Annotated in this window: 17 protein-coding genes and 1 pseudogene; 6 read left to right on the plus strand and 12 right to left on the minus strand. The window is 63.4% G+C overall.

The features are described 5' to 3' along the window. Positions 1-88: 88 nt before the first annotated feature. The 6 genes and pseudogenes from AC3WJU_RS07785 to AC3WJU_RS07810 all read left to right on the plus strand — a co-directional run. Positions 89-1,000 (plus strand): annotated as a pseudogene (locus AC3WJU_RS07785) (LLM class flavin-dependent oxidoreductase); the annotation flags it as partial. A 188-nt stretch (positions 1,001-1,188) separates the two neighbouring features. Continuing rightward, the gene (locus AC3WJU_RS07790) at positions 1,189-2,922 is read left to right on the plus strand and encodes an ABC transporter ATP-binding protein (protein WP_492259579.1); all 1,734 of its coding nucleotides are present in this window, start codon (positions 1,189-1,191) and stop codon (positions 2,920-2,922) included. Beyond that, positions 2,919-4,889, plus strand: a complete 1,971-nt coding sequence (locus tag AC3WJU_RS07795; RefSeq protein ID WP_307053920.1) for an ABC transporter ATP-binding protein — start codon at positions 2,919-2,921, stop codon at positions 4,887-4,889. The genes AC3WJU_RS07790 and AC3WJU_RS07795 overlap by 4 nt, the downstream gene beginning before the upstream one ends. 5 nt (positions 4,890-4,894) lie before the next feature. Beyond that, positions 4,895-5,656 carry a formylglycine-generating enzyme family protein gene (locus tag AC3WJU_RS07800; protein WP_492259609.1) on the plus strand — a complete coding sequence of 254 codons (762 nt, stop codon included), beginning with the start codon at positions 4,895-4,897 and terminating at the stop codon, positions 5,654-5,656. Positions 5,657-5,712: 56 nt separating this feature from the next. Then, positions 5,713-6,045: an ArsR/SmtB family transcription factor gene (locus AC3WJU_RS07805; RefSeq protein ID WP_492259580.1), complete on the plus strand. Its 333-nt coding sequence runs from the start codon at positions 5,713-5,715 to the stop codon at positions 6,043-6,045. A gap of 13 nt (positions 6,046-6,058) precedes the next feature. Then, positions 6,059-6,556 (plus strand): SRPBCC family protein, encoded by a 498-nt coding sequence (locus AC3WJU_RS07810; protein ID WP_307053919.1) that lies wholly within the window; start codon positions 6,059-6,061, stop codon positions 6,554-6,556. A gap of 87 nt (positions 6,557-6,643) precedes the next feature. Here the strand turns inward: AC3WJU_RS07810 and AC3WJU_RS07815 are convergent, their stop codons facing one another. The 12 genes from AC3WJU_RS07815 to AC3WJU_RS07870 form a co-directional block, all read right to left on the minus strand. Further along, complete coding sequence (locus AC3WJU_RS07815; RefSeq protein ID WP_059389402.1) at positions 6,644-6,856, minus strand: hypothetical protein; 213 nt, start codon at positions 6,854-6,856, stop codon at positions 6,644-6,646. Positions 6,857-7,004: 148 nt separating this feature from the next. After that, entirely contained in the window at positions 7,005-7,892 is an 888-nt protein-coding gene (locus tag AC3WJU_RS07820; RefSeq protein ID WP_492259581.1) for an N-acetylglucosamine kinase, read from the minus strand. Positions 7,893-7,894: 2 nt separating this feature from the next. Next, the gene (locus AC3WJU_RS07825; protein ID WP_492259582.1) at positions 7,895-8,974 is read right to left on the minus strand and encodes a glycoside hydrolase family 130 protein; all 1,080 of its coding nucleotides are present in this window, start codon (positions 8,972-8,974) and stop codon (positions 7,895-7,897) included. 24 nt (positions 8,975-8,998) lie between these two features. Then, the gene (locus tag AC3WJU_RS07830; RefSeq protein WP_492259583.1) at positions 8,999-11,083 is read right to left on the minus strand and encodes a hypothetical protein; all 2,085 of its coding nucleotides are present in this window, start codon (positions 11,081-11,083) and stop codon (positions 8,999-9,001) included. 73 nt (positions 11,084-11,156) lie between these two features. Further along, positions 11,157-12,239 (minus strand): glycoside hydrolase family 130 protein, encoded by a 1,083-nt coding sequence (locus AC3WJU_RS07835; RefSeq protein WP_059389407.1) that lies wholly within the window; start codon positions 12,237-12,239, stop codon positions 11,157-11,159. A gap of 5 nt (positions 12,240-12,244) precedes the next feature. Next, a complete protein-coding gene (locus AC3WJU_RS07840) occupies positions 12,245-13,000 on the minus strand; it encodes a carbohydrate ABC transporter permease (protein ID WP_492259610.1) in 756 nt (251 codons plus the stop codon). 229 nt (positions 13,001-13,229) lie between these two features. After that, positions 13,230-14,192 (minus strand): carbohydrate ABC transporter permease, encoded by a 963-nt coding sequence (locus AC3WJU_RS07845; RefSeq protein WP_059389408.1) that lies wholly within the window; start codon positions 14,190-14,192, stop codon positions 13,230-13,232. A 13-nt stretch (positions 14,193-14,205) separates the two neighbouring features. Beyond that, positions 14,206-15,516 (minus strand): extracellular solute-binding protein, encoded by a 1,311-nt coding sequence (locus AC3WJU_RS07850; RefSeq protein WP_492259584.1) that lies wholly within the window; start codon positions 15,514-15,516, stop codon positions 14,206-14,208. 108 nt (positions 15,517-15,624) lie between these two features. Then, positions 15,625-16,650 (minus strand): LacI family DNA-binding transcriptional regulator, encoded by a 1,026-nt coding sequence (locus tag AC3WJU_RS07855; protein ID WP_307053915.1) that lies wholly within the window; start codon positions 16,648-16,650, stop codon positions 15,625-15,627. A 213-nt stretch (positions 16,651-16,863) separates the two neighbouring features. After that, the gene (locus AC3WJU_RS07860) at positions 16,864-17,643 is read right to left on the minus strand and encodes a type 1 glutamine amidotransferase domain-containing protein (RefSeq protein ID WP_284989902.1); all 780 of its coding nucleotides are present in this window, start codon (positions 17,641-17,643) and stop codon (positions 16,864-16,866) included. A gap of 151 nt (positions 17,644-17,794) precedes the next feature. Continuing rightward, a complete protein-coding gene (locus AC3WJU_RS07865) occupies positions 17,795-18,274 on the minus strand; it encodes an RpiB/LacA/LacB family sugar-phosphate isomerase (protein ID WP_307053914.1) in 480 nt (159 codons plus the stop codon). Next, positions 18,271-18,781: DAK2 domain-containing protein (locus tag AC3WJU_RS07870; RefSeq protein ID WP_492259585.1), on the minus strand; the 511-nt coding region annotated here is incomplete at its 5' end. The genes AC3WJU_RS07865 and AC3WJU_RS07870, both read right to left, overlap by 4 nt.

Here is an 18,781-nt window from a genome sequence, read left to right on the forward strand (position 1 = left end):
CATCAAGACCGGAGCCTCCCTGTCACCGCACCAGCGGGTCAAGGACATCATTGAGCTGGCGAAGCTTGCCGAGTAGGCAGGACTATCGTTCCTGGGCCTGGGGGAGCATCATCGGCACGATTTCGCCCTCTCTGCCCCGGAAATGGTGCTCGCGGCCATCGCTCGGGAAACCACCAAGCTTCGGCTGGGCACCGCCGTCACGGTTCTCTCCACCCAGGACCCTGTCCGGCTCTTCGAGCAGTTCTCCACGCTGGATCTAATTTCGGGCGGGCGGGCAGAGATCATTGCCGGCCGTGGCGCCTTTGTGGAGTCGTACTCCTTGTTTGGCCACAGATTGGAGGACTATGACGAGCTGTTCGAAGAGAAGCTGAACATGTTGCTCGCGCTGCGTGACAACGACAACCTTCGCTGCGAGGGAAGCCTGACCCAAACCGTCTCCGGGATGGACATAGCGCCGCGTCCGATCCAGGAAAAGTTGCCCATCTGGGTGGGCGTGGGCGGTACTCCGCAGAGTTTCGTCCGGGCGGGGCGGTTGGGCCTGCCGTTGTTTATCGCTCTGCTGTCCGGGCCGGCACGATTCCGCCGGCTCGTGGAACTGTACCGGGAGACCGCTGAAAACGCGGGACACGACGGTGCCGCCCTGCCAGTCGGCGCGGGTGGCCATTTCTATGTGGCGCCGACGTCGCAGCAGGCACGGGACACCTTCTACCCTTACTATCGCGCCTACTTCGAGCAGAACATGCCCCGGCCTGTTGACCATTTCCCGCGGAACACCTTCGATGAATGGACCGAACCGGGTGGCGGCCTGCTTGTGGGAAGCCCCCAACAGCTCGTCGAAAAGCTACTGGAAATTCATAGCGCCCTCGGTAACACGCGATATCTGGCTCAGGTCGGTCTCGGCGGGTTGCCTTTCGCTGAGACGGCGCGGTCTATCGAGCTCCTGGCCACCGAAATCATCCCCGCAGTGAATCGCGAGATCGGCGTTGCTCTTGCGCGGTAAGCCCCACGATCTGAGCGAGGGTTGGGGGAAGGGGCCCCATATCTGAGCGAGGGTTGGGGAAAGAGGCCCCATATCTGAGCGAGGGTGCACCTGATCGCCCGCCACGCTTCGCCCTGAGGGAAAGCTCTAGTTGCCCCCAGCAACCAGTCGTAGACTGGCCTTCGAATCACTACGTGAGTTGGAGAACGATGCTCTGGAAACTTCTCGTTCAGTACCTGCGGCCACATCGGCGGCTACTGATCGCCGTCGTCATTTTCCAGTTGGCGCAGTCCATCGCGTCGCTGTACTTGCCCACACTGAATGCCGACATCATTGACGAAGGCGTGGCCAAGGGGGATACCGGGTACATCCTGGGCACCGGCAGCCTCATGTTGCTCATCACCCTCCTGCAGATCGCGTGTTCGATCACAGCCGTGTACTTCGGCGCGAAAGCCGCCATGGGCCTGGGGCGGGACCTGCGCGGGGCCATTTTCACCAGGGTGGGGGAGTTCTCCGAGCAGGAGGTCACCCGCTTCGGTGCGCCGTCGCTGATCACCCGCTCCACCAACGACGTGCAGCAAGTCCAACAGCTCGTCCTGATGTCCTGCACCCTCATGGTGGCGGCGCCCATGCTCAGCATCGGCGGGGTGATCATGGCGGTCCGGCAGGATGCGCAGTTGTCCTGGCTGATTGCCGTGAGCGTCCCCGTGCTGCTCGTTGCGGTGGGCCTCATTGTCAGCCGGATGGTTCCGCTGTTCCGCAAGATGCAGGTCCGGATCGACACCGTGAACCGGGTGCTCCGCGAACAGCTCGCCGGCATCCGCGTGGTACGTGCGTTCGTGCGCGAGGACATGGAGACGGAACGCTTCGCCTCCGCGAACCGGGACGTCACGGAGATGGCGTTGCGCGCGGGGCGGCTCATGGCCCTCATGTTCCCGGTGGTGATGCTGGTGCTCAACGTCTCCAGCGTGGCCGTGATCTGGTTCGGATCGTTCCGGATCGATGACGGATCCATGCAGGTAGGAACCTTGATCGCCTTCCTGAGCTACCTCATGCAGATTCTCATGTCCGTCATGATGGCTACGTTCATGGCCGTCATGATCCCGCGTGCGGCTGTGTCGGCTGACCGCATCGGGCAGGTGTTGGAGACCCAATCGAGCGTGCAACCTCCCGCGAACCCGGTGACGGAGACCGCAGGCCGCGGCGAGCTGGAATTGCTCGACGTCGGATTCGCCTACCCGGGTGCCGAGCAGCCCGTCCTGAGCGGCATCAGCTTCCGGGCACGCGCTGGCCAGACGACGGCGATCATCGGCAGCACGGGCGCGGGCAAGACCACCTTGGTGAACTTGCTGCCACGGCTCTTCGACGCGAGCAGCGGCTCGGTGCGGATCGACGACGTCGACGTCCGCGAACTGCACCCGGACCTCTTGTGGGGGCACATCGGGCTGGTCCCGCAAAAGCCCTACCTGTTCTCCGGCACGGTGCGCAGCAACCTGCTCTATGGCAAGCCCGACGCCACCGAGGAAGAACTCTGGCGGGCCCTCTCCATTGCGCAGGCCCAGGACTTCGTCGAGGAGATGGAAGGCGGGCTTGACGCTCCGATCTCGCAAGGCGGCACCAACGTTTCCGGCGGTCAGCGGCAGCGCCTGGCAATCGCCCGGGCACTCGTGAAGCAGCCCGAGCTCTACATCTTCGACGACTCCTTCTCCTCGCTGGACACTGCCACCGATGCCAGGCTCCGCCAGGCACTCAAGCGCCACACTTCGGGCGCCACCATGGTCATCATTGCGCAGCGGGTGTCCAGCATCGCGGACGCCGAGCAGATTCTGGTGCTCGACGACGGGCGGCTGGTGGGGCGCGGAACCCACGAAGAGTTGCTTGAGACTTCCGAAACGTACCGCGAGATAGTTTCCTCGCAACTGGCAGCGGAGGAGGCGGCATGAGCAGCACAGCAGGCACCGCCAACCGCCCGCAGCGTCCCCCGATGGGACCAGGCCGTGGCGGACCGTTCGCGGGAATGAGCATCCCAGCCGAAAAGGCCATGAACTTCCTGCCCTCGGCCAAGCGGCTCCTGGGTACGCTGCGGCCCGAGCGCTTGTGGCTGACCCTGGTCCTCTTCCTCGCCGTGGCCAGCGTGACGCTGTCCGTGATCGGTCCCCGGCTTCTCGGCGAGGGCACCAACTTGATCTTCGCCGGCGTCGTATCCAAGCAGCTTCCCGCCGGAGTAAGCAAGCAACAGGTCATCGACGGGCTGCGCGCTTCCGGCCAGGGCGCCAAAGCGGACATGTTGAAGGGCATGGACCTGACTCCCGGCGTCGGAATCGACTTCGGGGCGTTGTCCTCGATCCTGCTGTGGGTGCTTGTCTTGTATGTCCTGGCCTCAGCGTTCGGCTGGATCCAGGCGTACGTGCTCAACGGCGTCGTGCAGCGAACCGTGTACCGGCTCCGCGAGCAGATCGAAGCGAAAATCAACCGGCTCCCGCTGCGCTATTTCGATTCAGTGCAGCGTGGTGAACTGCTCAGCCGCGTGACCAACGACGTCGACAACATCTCGCAAAGCCTCCAACAGTCCATCAGCCAGGCAGTCACGTCCCTGCTGACAGTGGCCGGCGTCATCTTCATGATGTTCCTGCTCTCGCCGATCCTGGCGCTGATCACCCTGGTCACAGTGCCGTTGACGCTCGTGACCACCGTGCTGATTGCCAAGCGCTCGCAGAAGCTGTTCGTGGCCCAGTGGAAGAACACCGGCGAGCTGAACGGCCAGATCGAAGAAACCTACACCGGCCACGCGCTCGTGAAGGTGTTCGGCCGCCAGCGCGAAGTGGAGGAGCGCTTCCGCGAGAAGAACGCAGAACTGTTCTCGGCCAGCTTCGGCGCCCAGTTCATCAGCGGCTTGATCATGCCGGCACTGACATTCATCGGCAACCTCGTCTATGTGGGGATCGCCGTGGTGGGTGGCCTTCAGGTAGCTTCGGGCGCCATGCAGTTGGGCGATGTCCAGGCCTTCATCCAGTACTCACGGCAGTTCACGCAGCCCCTGGCCCAGCTTGGGTCGATGGCCAATCTGCTTCAGTCCGGCGTCGCGTCCGCCGAGCGAGTCTTCGCGCTGCTCGACACCGAGGAGCAAAGCGCTGATCCTGAGCCCTCCGCTGTTCCCGAGGTAACGCGCGGACGCTTGGTGTTCGAGAACATTTCCTTCTCCTACTCGCCGGACAAGCCGTTGATCCAGAATCTGAGCCTGGTGGCCGAGCCCGGCCAGTCTGTGGCGATCGTCGGGCCAACCGGGGCGGGCAAGACCACCCTGGTGAACCTGATGATGCGCTTCTACGAGCTCGACGCCGGGCGGATAACGCTCGACGGCGTCGACGTCGCCTCGATGTCCCGCTACGAGTTGCGCTCGCGGATGGGCATGGTACTCCAGGACACCTGGCTGTTCGGCGGTACCATCCGGGACAACATCGCCTATGGACGGCCAGACGCCACCGAAGCCGAGATACTGGAGGCGGCACAAGCAACGTACGTAGATCGCTTCGTCCACTCCCTCCCGGAGGGCTACGACACAGTGCTCGACGACGAGGGCAGCAACGTTTCCGCCGGTGAGAAGCAGTTGCTCACCATCGCCCGGGCGTTCCTGGCCCGTCCGTCGGTCTTGATCCTGGACGAGGCCACGAGCTCCGTGGACACCCGGACCGAGGTCCTGGTCCAGAAGGCCATGAATGCCCTGCGGTCTGACCGGACCAGCTTTGTGATCGCGCACCGCCTGTCCACGATCCGCGACGCCAACCTCATCCTGGTGATGGAGGCCGGGCAGATTGTGGAACAGGGCACCCATGCGGAGCTGCTGGCCTCCGGTGGCGCGTACTCTCGGCTCTACGAAGCCCAGTTCGCGGCGCCGGTGGCGGAGGTCTGAGGCTCATCAAGCCGCCAGACCTCCTCAGCCTGCCTGGTGGGCAGATTGGACTCCGGGACGCGCGCAGCGGCCGCACCGACTCGGTGGACCTTGTCGCCTTCGAGATTGGAAGGACAGCGGTCACTCGAGCCGAGTTTGCCGGGGTCAAGAATGACCCCAGCCGTGGTCACTCTCCAAACGCGCCGGCACACGGTGTCACCTGGCTTGAGGCCATCGACTGGTGCAATGCGGCATCTGAAGCGGAAGGCATCAGCCCGGCCTATGCCCGCACCGGACGAAATGTCGAATGGAACGTCGCGGCCAACGGCTACCGGCTGCCCACAGAGGCGGAATGGGAATACGCATGCCGTGCCGGATCGGTTGGCCCGCACTATGGTCCGCTCTATGAGATTGCCTGGACCGCGAAGGATGGGCTGTCCGCGCCCAGCGACGGGGCGCTTAAAGCTCCCAACGGGTTCGGCGCCTACGACACGCTCGGCAATGTCTGGGAATGGTGCTGGGACTATGCGGATCCCGCGAGATACGGCGACTACAGGGCATTCCGTGGCGGTGGCTGGGCTGACGACGCCTGGAATGTGCGTGCGTCGGTGCGGCGCGGCAGTGCTCCTGATGCCGTCTTGGAAGACGTGGGCTTCCGGGTGGCTCGGGGCGCCTGTGGTGCACCCATGGCAAAGTCCGGGCAGGGTTGGTCGGACGAAGCCGATAGAAGCCGGGCAAGAGTACGCGGCCCGATTCCGTTCGGCTGGACTCCGCTGAAGTTCGACTAGTGCAAAGTATCCATGCCCGTTGACACCCCTCCGCCATCGGAATATCCTACAACCAAATGGTTGTAGATCAGCTCAGCGACACCGAACTTGACCGCCTGTTCCAGGCACTTGCCGATGCCACGCGCCGGGATATCGTCCGGCGGGTGACTGTCGGGGAGTATTCAGTGTCCGGCTTGGCTGCCCTCTACGCCATGAGCTTCGCCGCCGTCCAGAAACACGTGGCGGTTTTGGAGCGCGCCTCCCTTGTAACGAAGGAGAAGCGTGGAAGGGAGCAGATCGTGCGGGGTAACCATGATGGCTTGCAGAAAGCCCGCCAGCTGCTCGATGAGTACGAGGCGATCTGGCGGCAGCGCGTCGAGCGGATCGCAGACATCCTCGCCGAAAAATAGGAAGGGTTCCGCAATGACGGTTATCAGTTCCACCCAGAATCCCGAAGCGTTGACCTTGACCCTCGTCGCTGAGTTCGATGCCAGCCCCGAACAGGTCTGGCAAATCTGGGAAGACCCGCGCCAGCTTGAGCGCTGGTGGGGTCCGCCCACGTGGCCGGCCACGTTCGAGCAGTACGAGTTCGAGCCGGGCGGGAAGGCCAGCTATTTCATGACGGGTCCCGACGGCGAGAAGCCCCGCGGCTGGTGGCGCATCACGTCCGTCCAAGCTCCGAACAGGCTGGAGTTCGACGACGGTTTTGCCGACGAAAATGGCGCACCCGTCGAGGAGATAGGTGCCGGCCACGCGATCGTGACCATCGAGGAGACAGGCGACCGCACCCGCATGACCATCCTGTCCATCTTCGAATCAGAAGAACAGATGAAGAAGATGATCGACATGGGTATGGAGGAGGGAATGAAGGAGGCCGCCGGCCAGATCGACGCGCTCCTTTCGGAGCACTCCCGCGCCTGACCCTTCACTTCGAACAGGCCCGGAAAAGTGAACGACGGCGGGAGGTGACTCCCGCCGTCGTCGTCGCTTCGTGCCTCGAAGGTGCCGTTACAGGGACTGCGCGTCGAAGGACGTGGCCTTGGCAGCGCTGCCGGTCAGGCTGACAGTGAAGGTGTTGGGCCCGCTGCAGGTGACCGCGATGCTGGCCTTGGAGGTGTTGTGGCGCACCGAGAAGTCGTGCACCAGTGCGTCCAGCGTGTGGTGGGTGGTTGAGCGGTCCCAAATCTTGAGGGTTACGGAGTCGGCAGTTTCAAACGTCATTGTTCAGTGCTTCCATTCATGAATCCGGATATCCGGCCATCGCGCCAGTGCGAAGGCCGCCGTACAGCTTTTCCATAGTGCACAGCGAGGCGCGGACTGCTCAAGCCAGAACGGCGTTTGTTGCTAGTGAGACTCATCACAGCGGTGCCTAGTGGGATGCAAGACGCAGAGCGCCGAAGACCGGATCCTGGGTCAGAACCTGCAGAGTGTGGAGACCCCGGGTAGCAAGGGCTATCCGCATGGCCGCCTGCAAAGTGGGCTGGTTCATCCCTAGGCCACCGCCAAGGACGATGGGCCCCTCGATGTTCAATTGCCCAGCGCATTTCGCCGCCAACGAGGCAAGATCGGCCCCAGCCTGGAGGATCATGTCCAAGGAAGCGGTATGCCCCGAGGCCGCGCACTCGAAGACAATCGATGATTTCGACGCCCAAAACTCGCGTCCCGCGTCTCCATGGAAAAGGGCGATCAAACCTTCCGGGCCGAGGAGTCCACAAGATTTCATAAGCGCCTTCGTCAGTTCGTCCGGGCGCAGGCCGCTGTTCATGCGTTCGAGGCTGTACCTCACCGCTTCTCGACCGAACCAGTATCCGCTGCCTTCGTCGCCAAGCAAGTAGCCCCAGCCGCCCGCGCGCGCCTCGTCCTCGCCGTTAGTGCCCCAGGCCGCGGATCCGGTGCCGGCGATCACGGCGATTCCCGTGCTGCAACCTGCGGCCGCCAGCAGCAGGCGCGTGTCATGGACAACGGAGACGACGGCGTCGGGAGCCAATGGTTGGATCAGTTCCGTCAGCGCGTTCGCATCTTCGGGGGTGTCGATCCCTCCGGAACCAACCACCACCCGCGCAACGGACCCTCCCTGGAGGGTGGCGAAGACGCCCTCCAGATTGCGGCGGGCCTCGGCACGGCTCACGTTCTGGACATTGGCGCTGCCGCCGGAAGTATCGGCGACGGCGGTGCCATTCAGCCATTTGATGCCGCGCGTCTTCGAACCGCCGATGTCCAAACCTACGACCGCGCCGAGGGTGCTGGGGTGCGTCACTCTTAGCCCTGGTCTGCCCGGTAGAAATACATCTCCCGCGATCCGGACGGGGCATCCCAGCCTTGGGCGAACATCCAGGTTCCGCCGAACTTGAGCAGGCCGCCCCAAGCCAGCGAGCCTCCCCTGTGCATCGCCTTCTGGGTGAACGGTTCGTTCACGTCGTAGAGCGCCTGCGCTGCGGAAAATTGGCCGTCTGCGTCGCCGTAGAAGAAGTCCAGGACCAGCTTGCCACCGTCGGTCCCGGGGTTGCCGCCGTCGTCGACAATGGCGCAAGCCACTTCGTGCAGTGAGCCGCCCAGCGGCCCAAGGTCCAGGTACTCCTGCGGTTCAAACGTCCAGTTCACCATGTCCGTGGACCGTCCCACATGCGTGGTCCCCCCGCAGCCCTCGGACAGATACATCAGGTAGTGCCCACCGATCTTGACGGCGTCGCCCTGGGCGTTCCGGGGGATGACCGCCCCCTTCGCCCAGAACCGCGAAACCTCGTAAGGGACAGCCAGGCCGAGCTTTTCCCAGTGGATCAAGTCGTCGGACACCGCGACATTGATGTCGCAGCCGACGTCGCCCAGGGGATAGACATCCGGGTCTTGGCCGGCCTGCTCCTCGCTGCGGTCGATCGTCCAGATCCCGTTGTAGAACATGTAGTAGCGGCCATTGGCGTGGTACACCTTGGGATCTTCGCAGCCAAGGATCTCATTGTCCTGGGTGGGGTAGATCACCGGGTTGGAGGGGCTGTCCTGCCACCCGGTTTCGGGATGGTAGACGGCGACGCCGATACGGCTCGAGACCGATTCCTTGCGGGGGGATGCGCGGTAGAAGAGGTAGAGCTTGCCGTCCCGCTCCATGACGGAGGGATTGAAGATTGAATCCGCGGTCCAGCCGATGCCGGTCGGATCGGCCCAGTCCTGGACTTGCCGGAACGTCAGGGAATCGTCCTTGCGGAACGGGCCCACCGCCCATTCCGGGTGCTCGGGATACGCGGCGGAAAACTGGTCGGTAGAAATGGTGTCGGTCAGCGGATTGCTGAACGTGAGTGCTCCCTCGTAGCTGTGGAGCAAGGCTTCTTTGGTGATTTTCTGCATGGGTTCTTCCTGTGGTGATAACTGTCAGTTGCGGACCAGCGTTACCCAGGTGAATCCACCCGGGGCTACAGTGACGCGGCCGGAGTGGTCGGCGCCGTTCTGGTCTGGGCCCGGTGTGACGGGCTGGCCGGAAGCGTCAAAGGCCTCCTGGCTCAAATGGAACCCTTGGGGCATGTCCACTTTTCGATCGGTGCTTCCCGTCGCCGCGCTGATGTACAGGGTCGATTGGCCTCCGGAACCGGAGACGGAAACCGAGGAAATCTGCGGCTGCAGCAGCACGCCGTCGATCGACACGTCGCTTCCGGCCTTGGCGGTCAGGCTGTCCTGGCCCGCCGGGATTGCGTGGTCAAGGGAGAACGGGAAGAGCTTGCCCGGAGCTGCCGTGATGCCTTGCTCCCCGGCGCCACCGTTGGGCGTGCTGCCGAGGAATGTGGTCCCGGATGTCCACGACGTCATGCCGGCGGCTTCCGGGCGCTGGTTCACGATCGGGTATGCGTTCCGTGCCTGGTCCGAGACCGGGACCGTGATCTTCAGGGTGCCGCCCGCGTTGAGGGCGACGTATGCGCCGCCGGACCAGTTCGCCTCACCGGTCCATGCGGAGGCGGGTTTGACGACTGCGCCGCCGCTGATGGTGCCGGTCTCGGCCTCGGCTACCTTGAGTCCGTCCGTCCCCACGGTGCTGCTGATCCCCAAGGCCTTGGCCTTGAGCTCCGGATTGGCGTCCAAAGCGAGCATGGACAACAACGTGTGGATGGTGGATTCCGCCCCGGAGTTGGGGTTGACGCGTCCGTCGGTTTCGATGCCGTCGATCGCGGTACCTGTTGCCGGGTTGTAGGCGGGCTTTCCACTGCGGTTGGCACCGAAGTACCAGCCGGCAGCAACTGCGGCGACGTCCAGCAGGCCGGGAGCATTAGCGGCTCTTGCGGTCGCCACGAGTCCTTCGACCCGCGAGTCCACGCCATAGGCTATCTGCGCCTCACCCGGGGTCGGGCTCCAGGCGTTGTCCGGTCCACCGGCGGCGAGGAGCTGCGGAGTGAATTGGGCGGAGTCCTTCACGGCAGCCGTCAACAGATCGGGGCGATGCAGTACCGGGGACGCGTTCGCGACGGCGGCCGCGGCCATTCCGCCCCAAGCGTGCCAGAGTGTCCGGGACTGGTTCCACGGAAGAATTGCGCCGAAGGGCCACTGCTGAACTGATCCCGAGGACATCCCGGCGACACCTTCGGTGAGCTGGTTCAGCGCGGTGGCGGCAGCTCCGTCGTCGGGCGCGGCCTTTGAGTAGGCGGAGAGTCCGAGCACGGCTTCCGCCGAGGCGTCCGCCCCTCCGGTGATCAGCCAGGCAGGGACCTTGGCACCGTCGGCAACGTCGTACTTCCCGTACTTGGCGAGCGACTGCTTGTTCAGGGACCCGACGGCGAGATCAAGCCTGGACTGCAGGAAGGCGGCAAACTGAGGGTCGGCAGACTTGAACGCCGCATACCCTTCGCCCAGCGCCCACACGGTCCGGGCAAGCCAGTAGGACTCGGCCGAGTCGCTGGGGTCGGGAAGTTCCACAGGCTTGGCGCTCGGCGTCAGTGTGCCATCGGCTTGCTGCCACAAGACCACGTTGCCGGCATTGGGGCCGGATGTTGTCTGCAAATACGCCAGCTCGCGCAACAGGTCGAAGGCGCGGGTGCGGCTCGAGGCATCGCCGGTCTGCTGCCAATGGCGCAAGTAGACCACGGCGGTGCGCGCAATGTCGTCCGCGTTGAAGGCTCCCTGGCTCCAGTTGCCCGTGGCCGGGTCCTTGGAACCTCCGCCTACCCGCGTGTAACTGCCGTCGACATTCTTGTTGGCGTACGTCCACGGTGCTTGTGCCGCGGGATGTTCACCGATCTGGTACGTCGTGTGGCCCTCCACGGCATGCAGGGGAACAGTGTCCAGCAGGAAATTCAGGTGGGACAGGTTGGTCAACGGCGCCTGCGGTGCCGCGGCCGGCGCCTGCGACGCAGCGGCCGGAACCGGCTGCGTCGCCGAGGCCACGCCTGCCCCGGCCAGGAGCATCGCCAGCGTTGCAACAACTGCCACCGGGGCGGATTTCAGCCGTGCATAAACAAGGGGAGGTGTCATGTCTAACTCCTAGGGGGCGTGGAAGAAGGGCTGGACTAGTGAAGCGGTACTGCTTCTAGGCGCGATACTGCTTTTACGCGCGGTCCAGGCGTGCCACGCCGATCTTCGAATCAGCCATCCCATAGAAGACGAACAGTTGCTCGCCGATCTTCTCTATTGCCGTGGGGAAAACGACGTTCGGGACGATTCCGGAGATCTCGTCTTCCGTTTCCGGTGCCAGGAGGGGCTTGTCGCTGCGGGCGATGACGATCGAGGGATCGTCACTGTCGAGGATCATCGCAGCGGCTGTGTAGTTGACGTTCTGCTGGTGGTCGAAGGCGGACTTTTCCATCGATCCGGAAACGCCGTGGTAGATCAGGAGCCAGCCCTCGTCGACCCGGATAGGTGCCGGTCCGCCGCCGATCTTGAGTTCTTCGAAAGGGAACTCACTCAGGGCCACGAGCTTGTGCTTGCGCATGTGGACGAGGTTGCGGATGTCCTTCTCGACGTCGGCAACTGCGACGTAGGAAATCCAGATACCCGGGCGGTTGTCATCGAGGCCGGCCGGCAGGTGCTCGCCTTCGCCCTCGCGGATCCAGCCGAGGTCCCACATGGGGCGGTGCAGCAAAGCGTAGGAGGGAACGCCGTCGGGATCGTTGACCGGTTCCGGGAAGAACACGGCGTCCTTGTTCGCGAACAGGTTCAAGTCCATGGACAAGTCCGCCTGGTACTCGAAATGGCAGGGACCCAGGCGGTCCCAGGTGCGCAGGTCCTCGGAATGGGCGAAGGCCAGGCGGGGACCAAGCGGTCCGTAGGCAACATAGGTCATGAGGTGGCGGCCGAGGGACGGTACCCAGGTGATGCGGGGATCTTCCGTTCCCGCATTGTTGAGGCCCCGTTCCCACCCTTCGTCCGGTGCCAGGACAACGCCCTGGCGCTCGACGCCGGACGGCACGCCGTCGTCGCCGATGATCACTTTGGCGAGCCCGACGCGGGAGACGTTGCCCTTCGCCACGAGGCGCGGCAGGAGGTACAGCTCACCGTCGGGTCCGCGGCCGCTGGCCGGGTTGAGGACGCCTTCGGCTTCGAACTCGTTCCCGTCCTCCGGGGTCATGATGACGCCGGCGCGGGTGAGGGTGAACGGGACGGTGGGGAGTGCTGAAGTTGAGGAAGTCATAGAGCTTAGCCCTTTACGCTTGAACCGATATTGGTGGAAATGAATTGGCGCTGGAAGAAGATGAACAACGCGACGGCGGGCGCCGCGAGGACGCAGGCACCGGCAAGGATGGCGCCGAACGGGTTGGATGCCGTGGCGGCGATGTTCGAGATGTAGTTCGCCAGGGAGACGGCGAGGGGCTGGATGGCCTGGTCCTTGGTGACGAGGAACGGCCACAGGAACTCATTCCACGGACCGATGAAGGTCAGCAGGATTGCGGTGACAATGGCGGGCCGGACCAGGGGGATCGCGATCTGCCAAAGGATCCTCAGCTCGTTGGCTCCATCGATGCGGGCGGCCTCGAACAAGGTGGAGGGGAGTTGCATGAAGTACTGACGGAACACGAACACCGCGGTGGAATTGATCGCGAACGGCAGGATCATGCCCAGGTACGTGTCGGCGAGTCCGTAGTCCCGCACGATCATGACGTACAGCGGAATGAGCAGGAGCTGGAACGGGATCATCTGCACCAGCAGCATCATTCCGAAGACAACCCCCTTGCCGCGGAATTGCATCTGGGCGAGCGCGTAGCCCACAAGGAGCCCGAAGACCACCGTGAAGAAGATGACGCCACCGGTGAAGATACCCGAGTTGACCAGGCCTTTCAGCAGGTCGATCGAGTTGTTGATGTTGCTGTAGTTCTCGCCGGTGATGTTCGCCGGGCTAGGGAAAGCTCCGCCCACCGAAGTGTCCGGGGAAGTCTGCAGCGAGCCGATGAACATGTAGTAGAACGGGAACAGGAAGACGAAGGCTCCCAGGGCCAGCAGCAAGAAGCTGCCCACGCCGAGGTTCTTGCGCTTCGCCACGGAACTGCCTTTGCGGGAGGCCGTGGATACAGGTGCCTCAGCACTGGAATCGGCTTCGGACGTCGCTCCTTCGGAGGCGCCGGCACGTGGCCTGCGGGCGTCGTCGTCGTCGTTCCTGAGAGGCGCTTTATTGAAAATCGACACGTCAGTCCTCCTTCCCGCCAACGAGGCGTTTCTGGATCAAGGCGATCAGCAGCACGCCGATCACGAGCACCACACCGAGGGCTGCGGCCACATCGGGATTCCCCTGCAGGATTCCCTTCTGGTACATCAGGAACACGGGCGAGGTCGAGGCTCCGTCCGGTCCGCCTCCGCCGGTGAGCAGATAGGGCTCGGTGAACAGGTTGGCTCCGGTAATGGTGGCGAGCAGGGTCACCAGCACGCTGGCCGAGCGCACTCCCGGAACGGTGATGTTCCAGAACTGGACCCATTTGTTCCCGCCGTCCACCGAGGCGGATTCGTAGAGCTCGTCCGGGATGTTCTGTAGGGCCGCCAGGTACAGCAGGATGAAGAATCCCAATTGCTTCCACGTCACGTACAGGGCCACTGTTGGCATTGCCAGCCAGGAGTTCGTCAACCACGAGGGGTTCGGGGCCAGCGGGCCCAGAATGGCGTTGACCAGCCCGTCCTGCTGGAACAGGAACAGCCAGACTCCGACGACGGCGACGCTCGCCGTGACGTACGGGACGTAGTAGCTGACGCGGAAGAAGGTCTTGAGCCGCGTCACGCGGTTCAAGGCGTTGGCCAGGACCAAGGATAGCCCCACGGTCAGCGGCACGTTGATGATCAGGAAGATGCCGATGTTGGCGAAGGAACGTTGCACTTCGGGGTCGGACAGGACAGTGATGTAGTTGTCCAACCCCACGAAGGGACGGTCAACCTGGACGCCCGGAGCGGTGAAGAAGAACTGGTGGAAGGAGATGTAGACGGCATACCCGAGCGGGTAGGCCAGCACCGCAAGGACGAAGATGACGTAGGGGGCGCTGAACAGCAGTCCCAGTGGCTGGCGGCCCAGGAAGTTCTTGCGTTTCCTGGGCGCCGGCCGCTGGTCCACAGCCCGCCCCGCAGAGTCTCCCGTAGCGGGAACCCCAGCTGAGCGAAGTGACATGGGGATTCGCCTGCTACTTCTGGGCTGCCAGTTGGTTGATCTTGTCGGATGCACCCTTGAAGGCGTCATCGATGCTCTGGTTGCCGAAGATCACGGACTTGCTCCAGGCATCCCGGAAGGTCTGCCAGATCTGCACCGAGTTGGTCACGTTGGGAACTTCCACCGTGCGTGCGGCTTCGTTGGCGAAGGTCTTGTAGGCCGGGTTCTGGCTGAAGTAGTCCGCGTACGTGGTGGCCAAGTCCTTGCGCATCGGCATCTGGCCCGTTCCGGAGAGGAGCTTGCCGTCCTGTTCCTTGCTGGTGGCGAACTTCATGACCTCCCAGGCGGTTCCTTGGTTTTTGCACGAGGAGTACATGGCGATGTTCTTGGCGTCGGAGAAGGTGGAGCCGTCGGTCTGGGCTTGCGCACCCGGGACCGGGACCGTGCCCCAATTCACCTTGCCCTTGTAAGCGGCGACGGCCCAGGGGCCTGCGAGGGACATGCCGGCCTTGCCGTCGGCGAAGGAGTCACCCTTGTACGCTTCCTTGGATGCCAGGTTCTCCTTGTAGAGGGTCTGGAACATGGTGGCGACCTGCTTGCCTTGATCGCTGTTGAAGGTGGACTTGCCATCCTTGAGCAGGGTCGTCCCACCCGAATTGGCTGCATAGAACGGGTAGAAATCGAACCAGGGCTGGTAGAAGTCGCTCGTGGGCGAAGGCCACACGGCATTGGCGACGGCGCCGGACTTCACGAGGGTGCGGGCAGTGTCCAGGAACTCGGACTGCGTGGCAAGCTTGGGCTTTTCCGGGTCCAGGCCGGCCTTCGCGAAGACGTCCTTGTTGTAGAAGAGGACCACCGGGTTGGACTTCCACGGAAGCTGGTACGTCTTGCCGTCGGAGGACTTGTACTGGTTGGCGAGATCGCCGGTGCGGTCCTTGATGTACTGTGCGCCGTCCGGGAAGGAATCCAGCGGGACCAAGCCACCCTGCTTCTGGAACTGCGGAACAGCTACCGGGGCCGTGTTGAAGACCAGGCAGGGGGCGTTGCCGGCGGTAATTGCCGCCCCGATGACCTCTTCGGAGCTCTTGCCTGCCGGGATTTCCTGGGCATCGACTTGCTGGTCGGGGTGGGCGGCGTTCCAGGAGGCCACCATGTCCTTGCCCCACTTCACCTCGAACTCGTTGTTTGAGTACCAGATCTTGATGGGACCCTTGGCCGTGGTGGCGGAGTTCGCTCCAGAAGCCGTGCTGCTGGAGGCGCCTCCACCGCATGCGGCCAGGCCGGCTCCGATAACGGCAATAGCGGTAAGGGAGAGGACTCTCGAACTAATTTTTCCGTGCTTCATTGCAACTCCTTTTGCGGGTAAAAACTGAAAATGCGGTGGCGACATTGCCGTCAAACGGGAATGGCAAATAACCCCACCCAATTGCGGGTAGATCGGTATTAGTAAGGATTATTTATTCGGCATGCTGGGGACCGGCCCAGTGGATGCGCGGACTACCAGTTTTGGAGATGGCAGATAGACGTCTTCCGCAGGGGCTCCGCCGAGGAGGCTAAGCAGCTGCTGGGCGGCAACCCGCCCCCAGAGCAGCGGATCGGCGGGGACAGTCGTCAACGGAGGATTGAGGTACCTGGCGAGCTCGGTGTCGTCGTAGCCGGTGATGGATAGATCATCGGGAACCGCCAGTCCGAGGGACTGGGCGTAGGACTGTCCGGCGGTGGCCATCAGGTCGTTCGCGTAGATGATCGCAGTTGGCCGTTGGGCCGAGCGAAGCAATTCCGCGGTAGCCGCCAATCCGCCCGCTGCGGTGAAGTCCGCCTCGATGAAGGAACCGGCCCCGAGCCCGGCTTTCGCCATGGCGTTTTGCCACGCCAAGCGCCGGCTTCGGCCGTGGATGTAACTCTGTGGTCCGCCCACGTGGCCGATTCTGGTGTGTCCCAGGGAAACGAGGTGCTCGACGGCGGCCGCAATGCCTTCGGTATCGTCCATGCAGACAGCAGGGAACGGTGAGGTGGTTTCGGGCCGGTTAAGGGTGACGGCCGGAATCTTGAGGCTCGTCAACAAAGCGATCCGGGAGTCGTCAACCCTCATGTCCGTGAGGATGACGCCGTCCACGCGGCTGTCGGCAGCCAGCTTCCGATAGCCCAGTTCCTCGGCGTCGGCGCTTGCGGCCACCGTCAGGACCAGGACGTATTCGTGCTCGACCAAGGTGGTCTCGATCCCGGCGATGAATGCGGGGAAGAAGGGGTCAGTTCCCAGAAGCCGGGGGTCCCTTGCCACCACGAGTCCGACGGCGAAGGCTTTGGCAGAAGACAGGCTCTTGGCTCGAAGATTCGGCTTCCACCCTAGTTCCCGGGCTACCCTGAGAATGCGCTCCCGGGTGTCATCACTGACGCCGGGCTGCCCATTCAACGCGTACGAGACGGCACCCTTGCTCACGCCGGCTGCCTGCGCAACGTCGTTGATGGTCACTGTCATGTTTGCCTCATTGCCACTTGGTGATTGGGGTCACTGAACCGGTTTTGTTATCTCTACTGAACCGGTTCAGGGGACTCTTGTCAAGGGCAAACGGGAAATTGATCGGTATGTGCGGGTCGTTTCCAGGCTGTCGACGACACTGGGGATCGCTCCGACGACACTGGCGGCCGCCCCGTCGTCGGAGCGGCCGCCAGTGTCAAAACGCTGCGGGTGTTAGTGCTCTGTGCCTGCTGCGGCAGCTTTCTTGGCTTCTTTCTTGGCGTCCTTTTCTGCGCGCAAGGCTTCGGATTCCTGCTGTTCCTCCGCCTTTTCCTGATGGATGACCTCCGCGAGGAGTTTCTCCATCTCTTTCGCTACGCCCGCGGCGGAGGCAGGGTTCTGCCCGGTCACCAAGCGGTCGGAGACGACAACCTTCTCTGCGAAGACGTCGGCGAAGACGTGGATCGCACCCTGTTCCTTAAGCCGATCGGCCAAGAAGAACGGGATGACCTTGTCCATTCCTGCGGCAACTTCTTCGTCGTTGGTGAAGGCGGCCACCTCCCGGCCCCCGACGAGCCTGAAGCCGTCGGCCAGGTCCACGTTAACCAGGCCCGCGGGTCCGTGGCAGACCGCGCCCACCACACCGCCGGCGTCGTAGACGCTCGCGACAAGTTTCTGGAGTCCTTCGCTGTCCGGGAAGTCCCACATGGTGCCGTGGCCTCCCACGAGGAAGACTGCGTCGTACTGGCCCGGATCAACAACGTCCACGCGGGCAGTGTTGTAGAGGCCGGCCCGTGTGGCCTCGTCTTCCGTGAAGGCAACCTGGATGGGATCTTTCGAGTCCACCTCGTCGCGCGGGGGCTGACCGCCCTGGATGGATGCGAAGTCGACGAAGTGTCCGGAATCCTTGAAGACCTTCCAAGGATGTGCAGCCTCGGCCACGTTGTAGCCGGTCTTCTTTCCCGTATCGCCAAGCTCGGAAACGCTGGTTAGTACCATGAGGATTTTCTTCATGAAATGCTCCTATCGTCCACATTCCACCCTACGCCTAGCCCAAATTCAGGCCCACCCCGGCGCTGCAGGACCCAACTAGCTCGCAGTTGTTGTCGTTATGAGGGCTCAAAACGACAACAACTGTCAGTCAGTTGGGAGGGGGCAGGACGACTCAGCAGCCTTCGAAATCGGTGAGCACCTTGACCTTGTCCGCCGACGCCGACGTTGGGTCGAAGGCGTAGCCGAGCCATTCCCGTGCGAGCCTGCTGGCCAGTTCCACCCCGACGACGCGCTGGCCCATGGTGAGCACCTGGCAATCGTTGGACAGGATGGACCGCTCCACGGAGAAGGAATCGTGGGCCGTGGTGGCGCGGATGCCGTCCACTTTGTTCGCGGCGATGGCCACGCCGATTCCGGTACCACAGAACAGGATGGCACGGTCTGCATGGCCGTCTCGAATGAGTTCGCCGGCCTTGATCCCTACGTAGGGGTAGGGCGTGGTGAATTCTTCGGTGGAGTCGCTGCGGTTGACGCCGATGTCGATGATTTCGCTGACCCGCGGATCGTCCCGCAAGTCCGCCATAATCCGGTCTTTGTAGTCCACGCCTGCTTCGTCGGCGCCCAGGATGAGTCGGAAACGTTTCGTGGTCATGCCGTGACCTTCCCGGCACTCACAACATGCGGGCCCATGACGGTGAAGATCATCGCCAGTGACGTGGCTCCGGGGTCTGCTGTGCCCAGGCTTTTCTCGGCGAGCGGCCGGGCCCGTCCTTTGAGGGGACGGAGCGCGGCCGTAGCTTGCGCAGCCGAGGTGGCCGCCGAGGCAGCTTCAGCCCAGGCACGCTCCGGAAGGACACCCTCGGAGACGCGCTCGCTGAAGGTTTCGGCGAAGGGGAGCAGGGCATCCACCATGGTCTTGTCGCCTATCTCGGCCTTGCCCAGTTCGGTGATCCGAGCGGCGAACGCTGTCACGGCTGCGGCGAGTCCAGCCGGTTCCGGCGCCTCGTCGTTGCCAAGGGATTCGCCGAAGGCGCGGAGGCCTGCGCCCCACAGAACGCCCGAGGTTCCCCCCGCTTTGTCCGCCCAGGCATCGCCTGCGGCACCCAACATATCGCCGGCTCCCGCGCCACCGGCCAACGCCCCAAACCCAGCCCCCGGT

This window comes from Arthrobacter sp. FW306-1B-F12A, assembly GCF_058781865.1.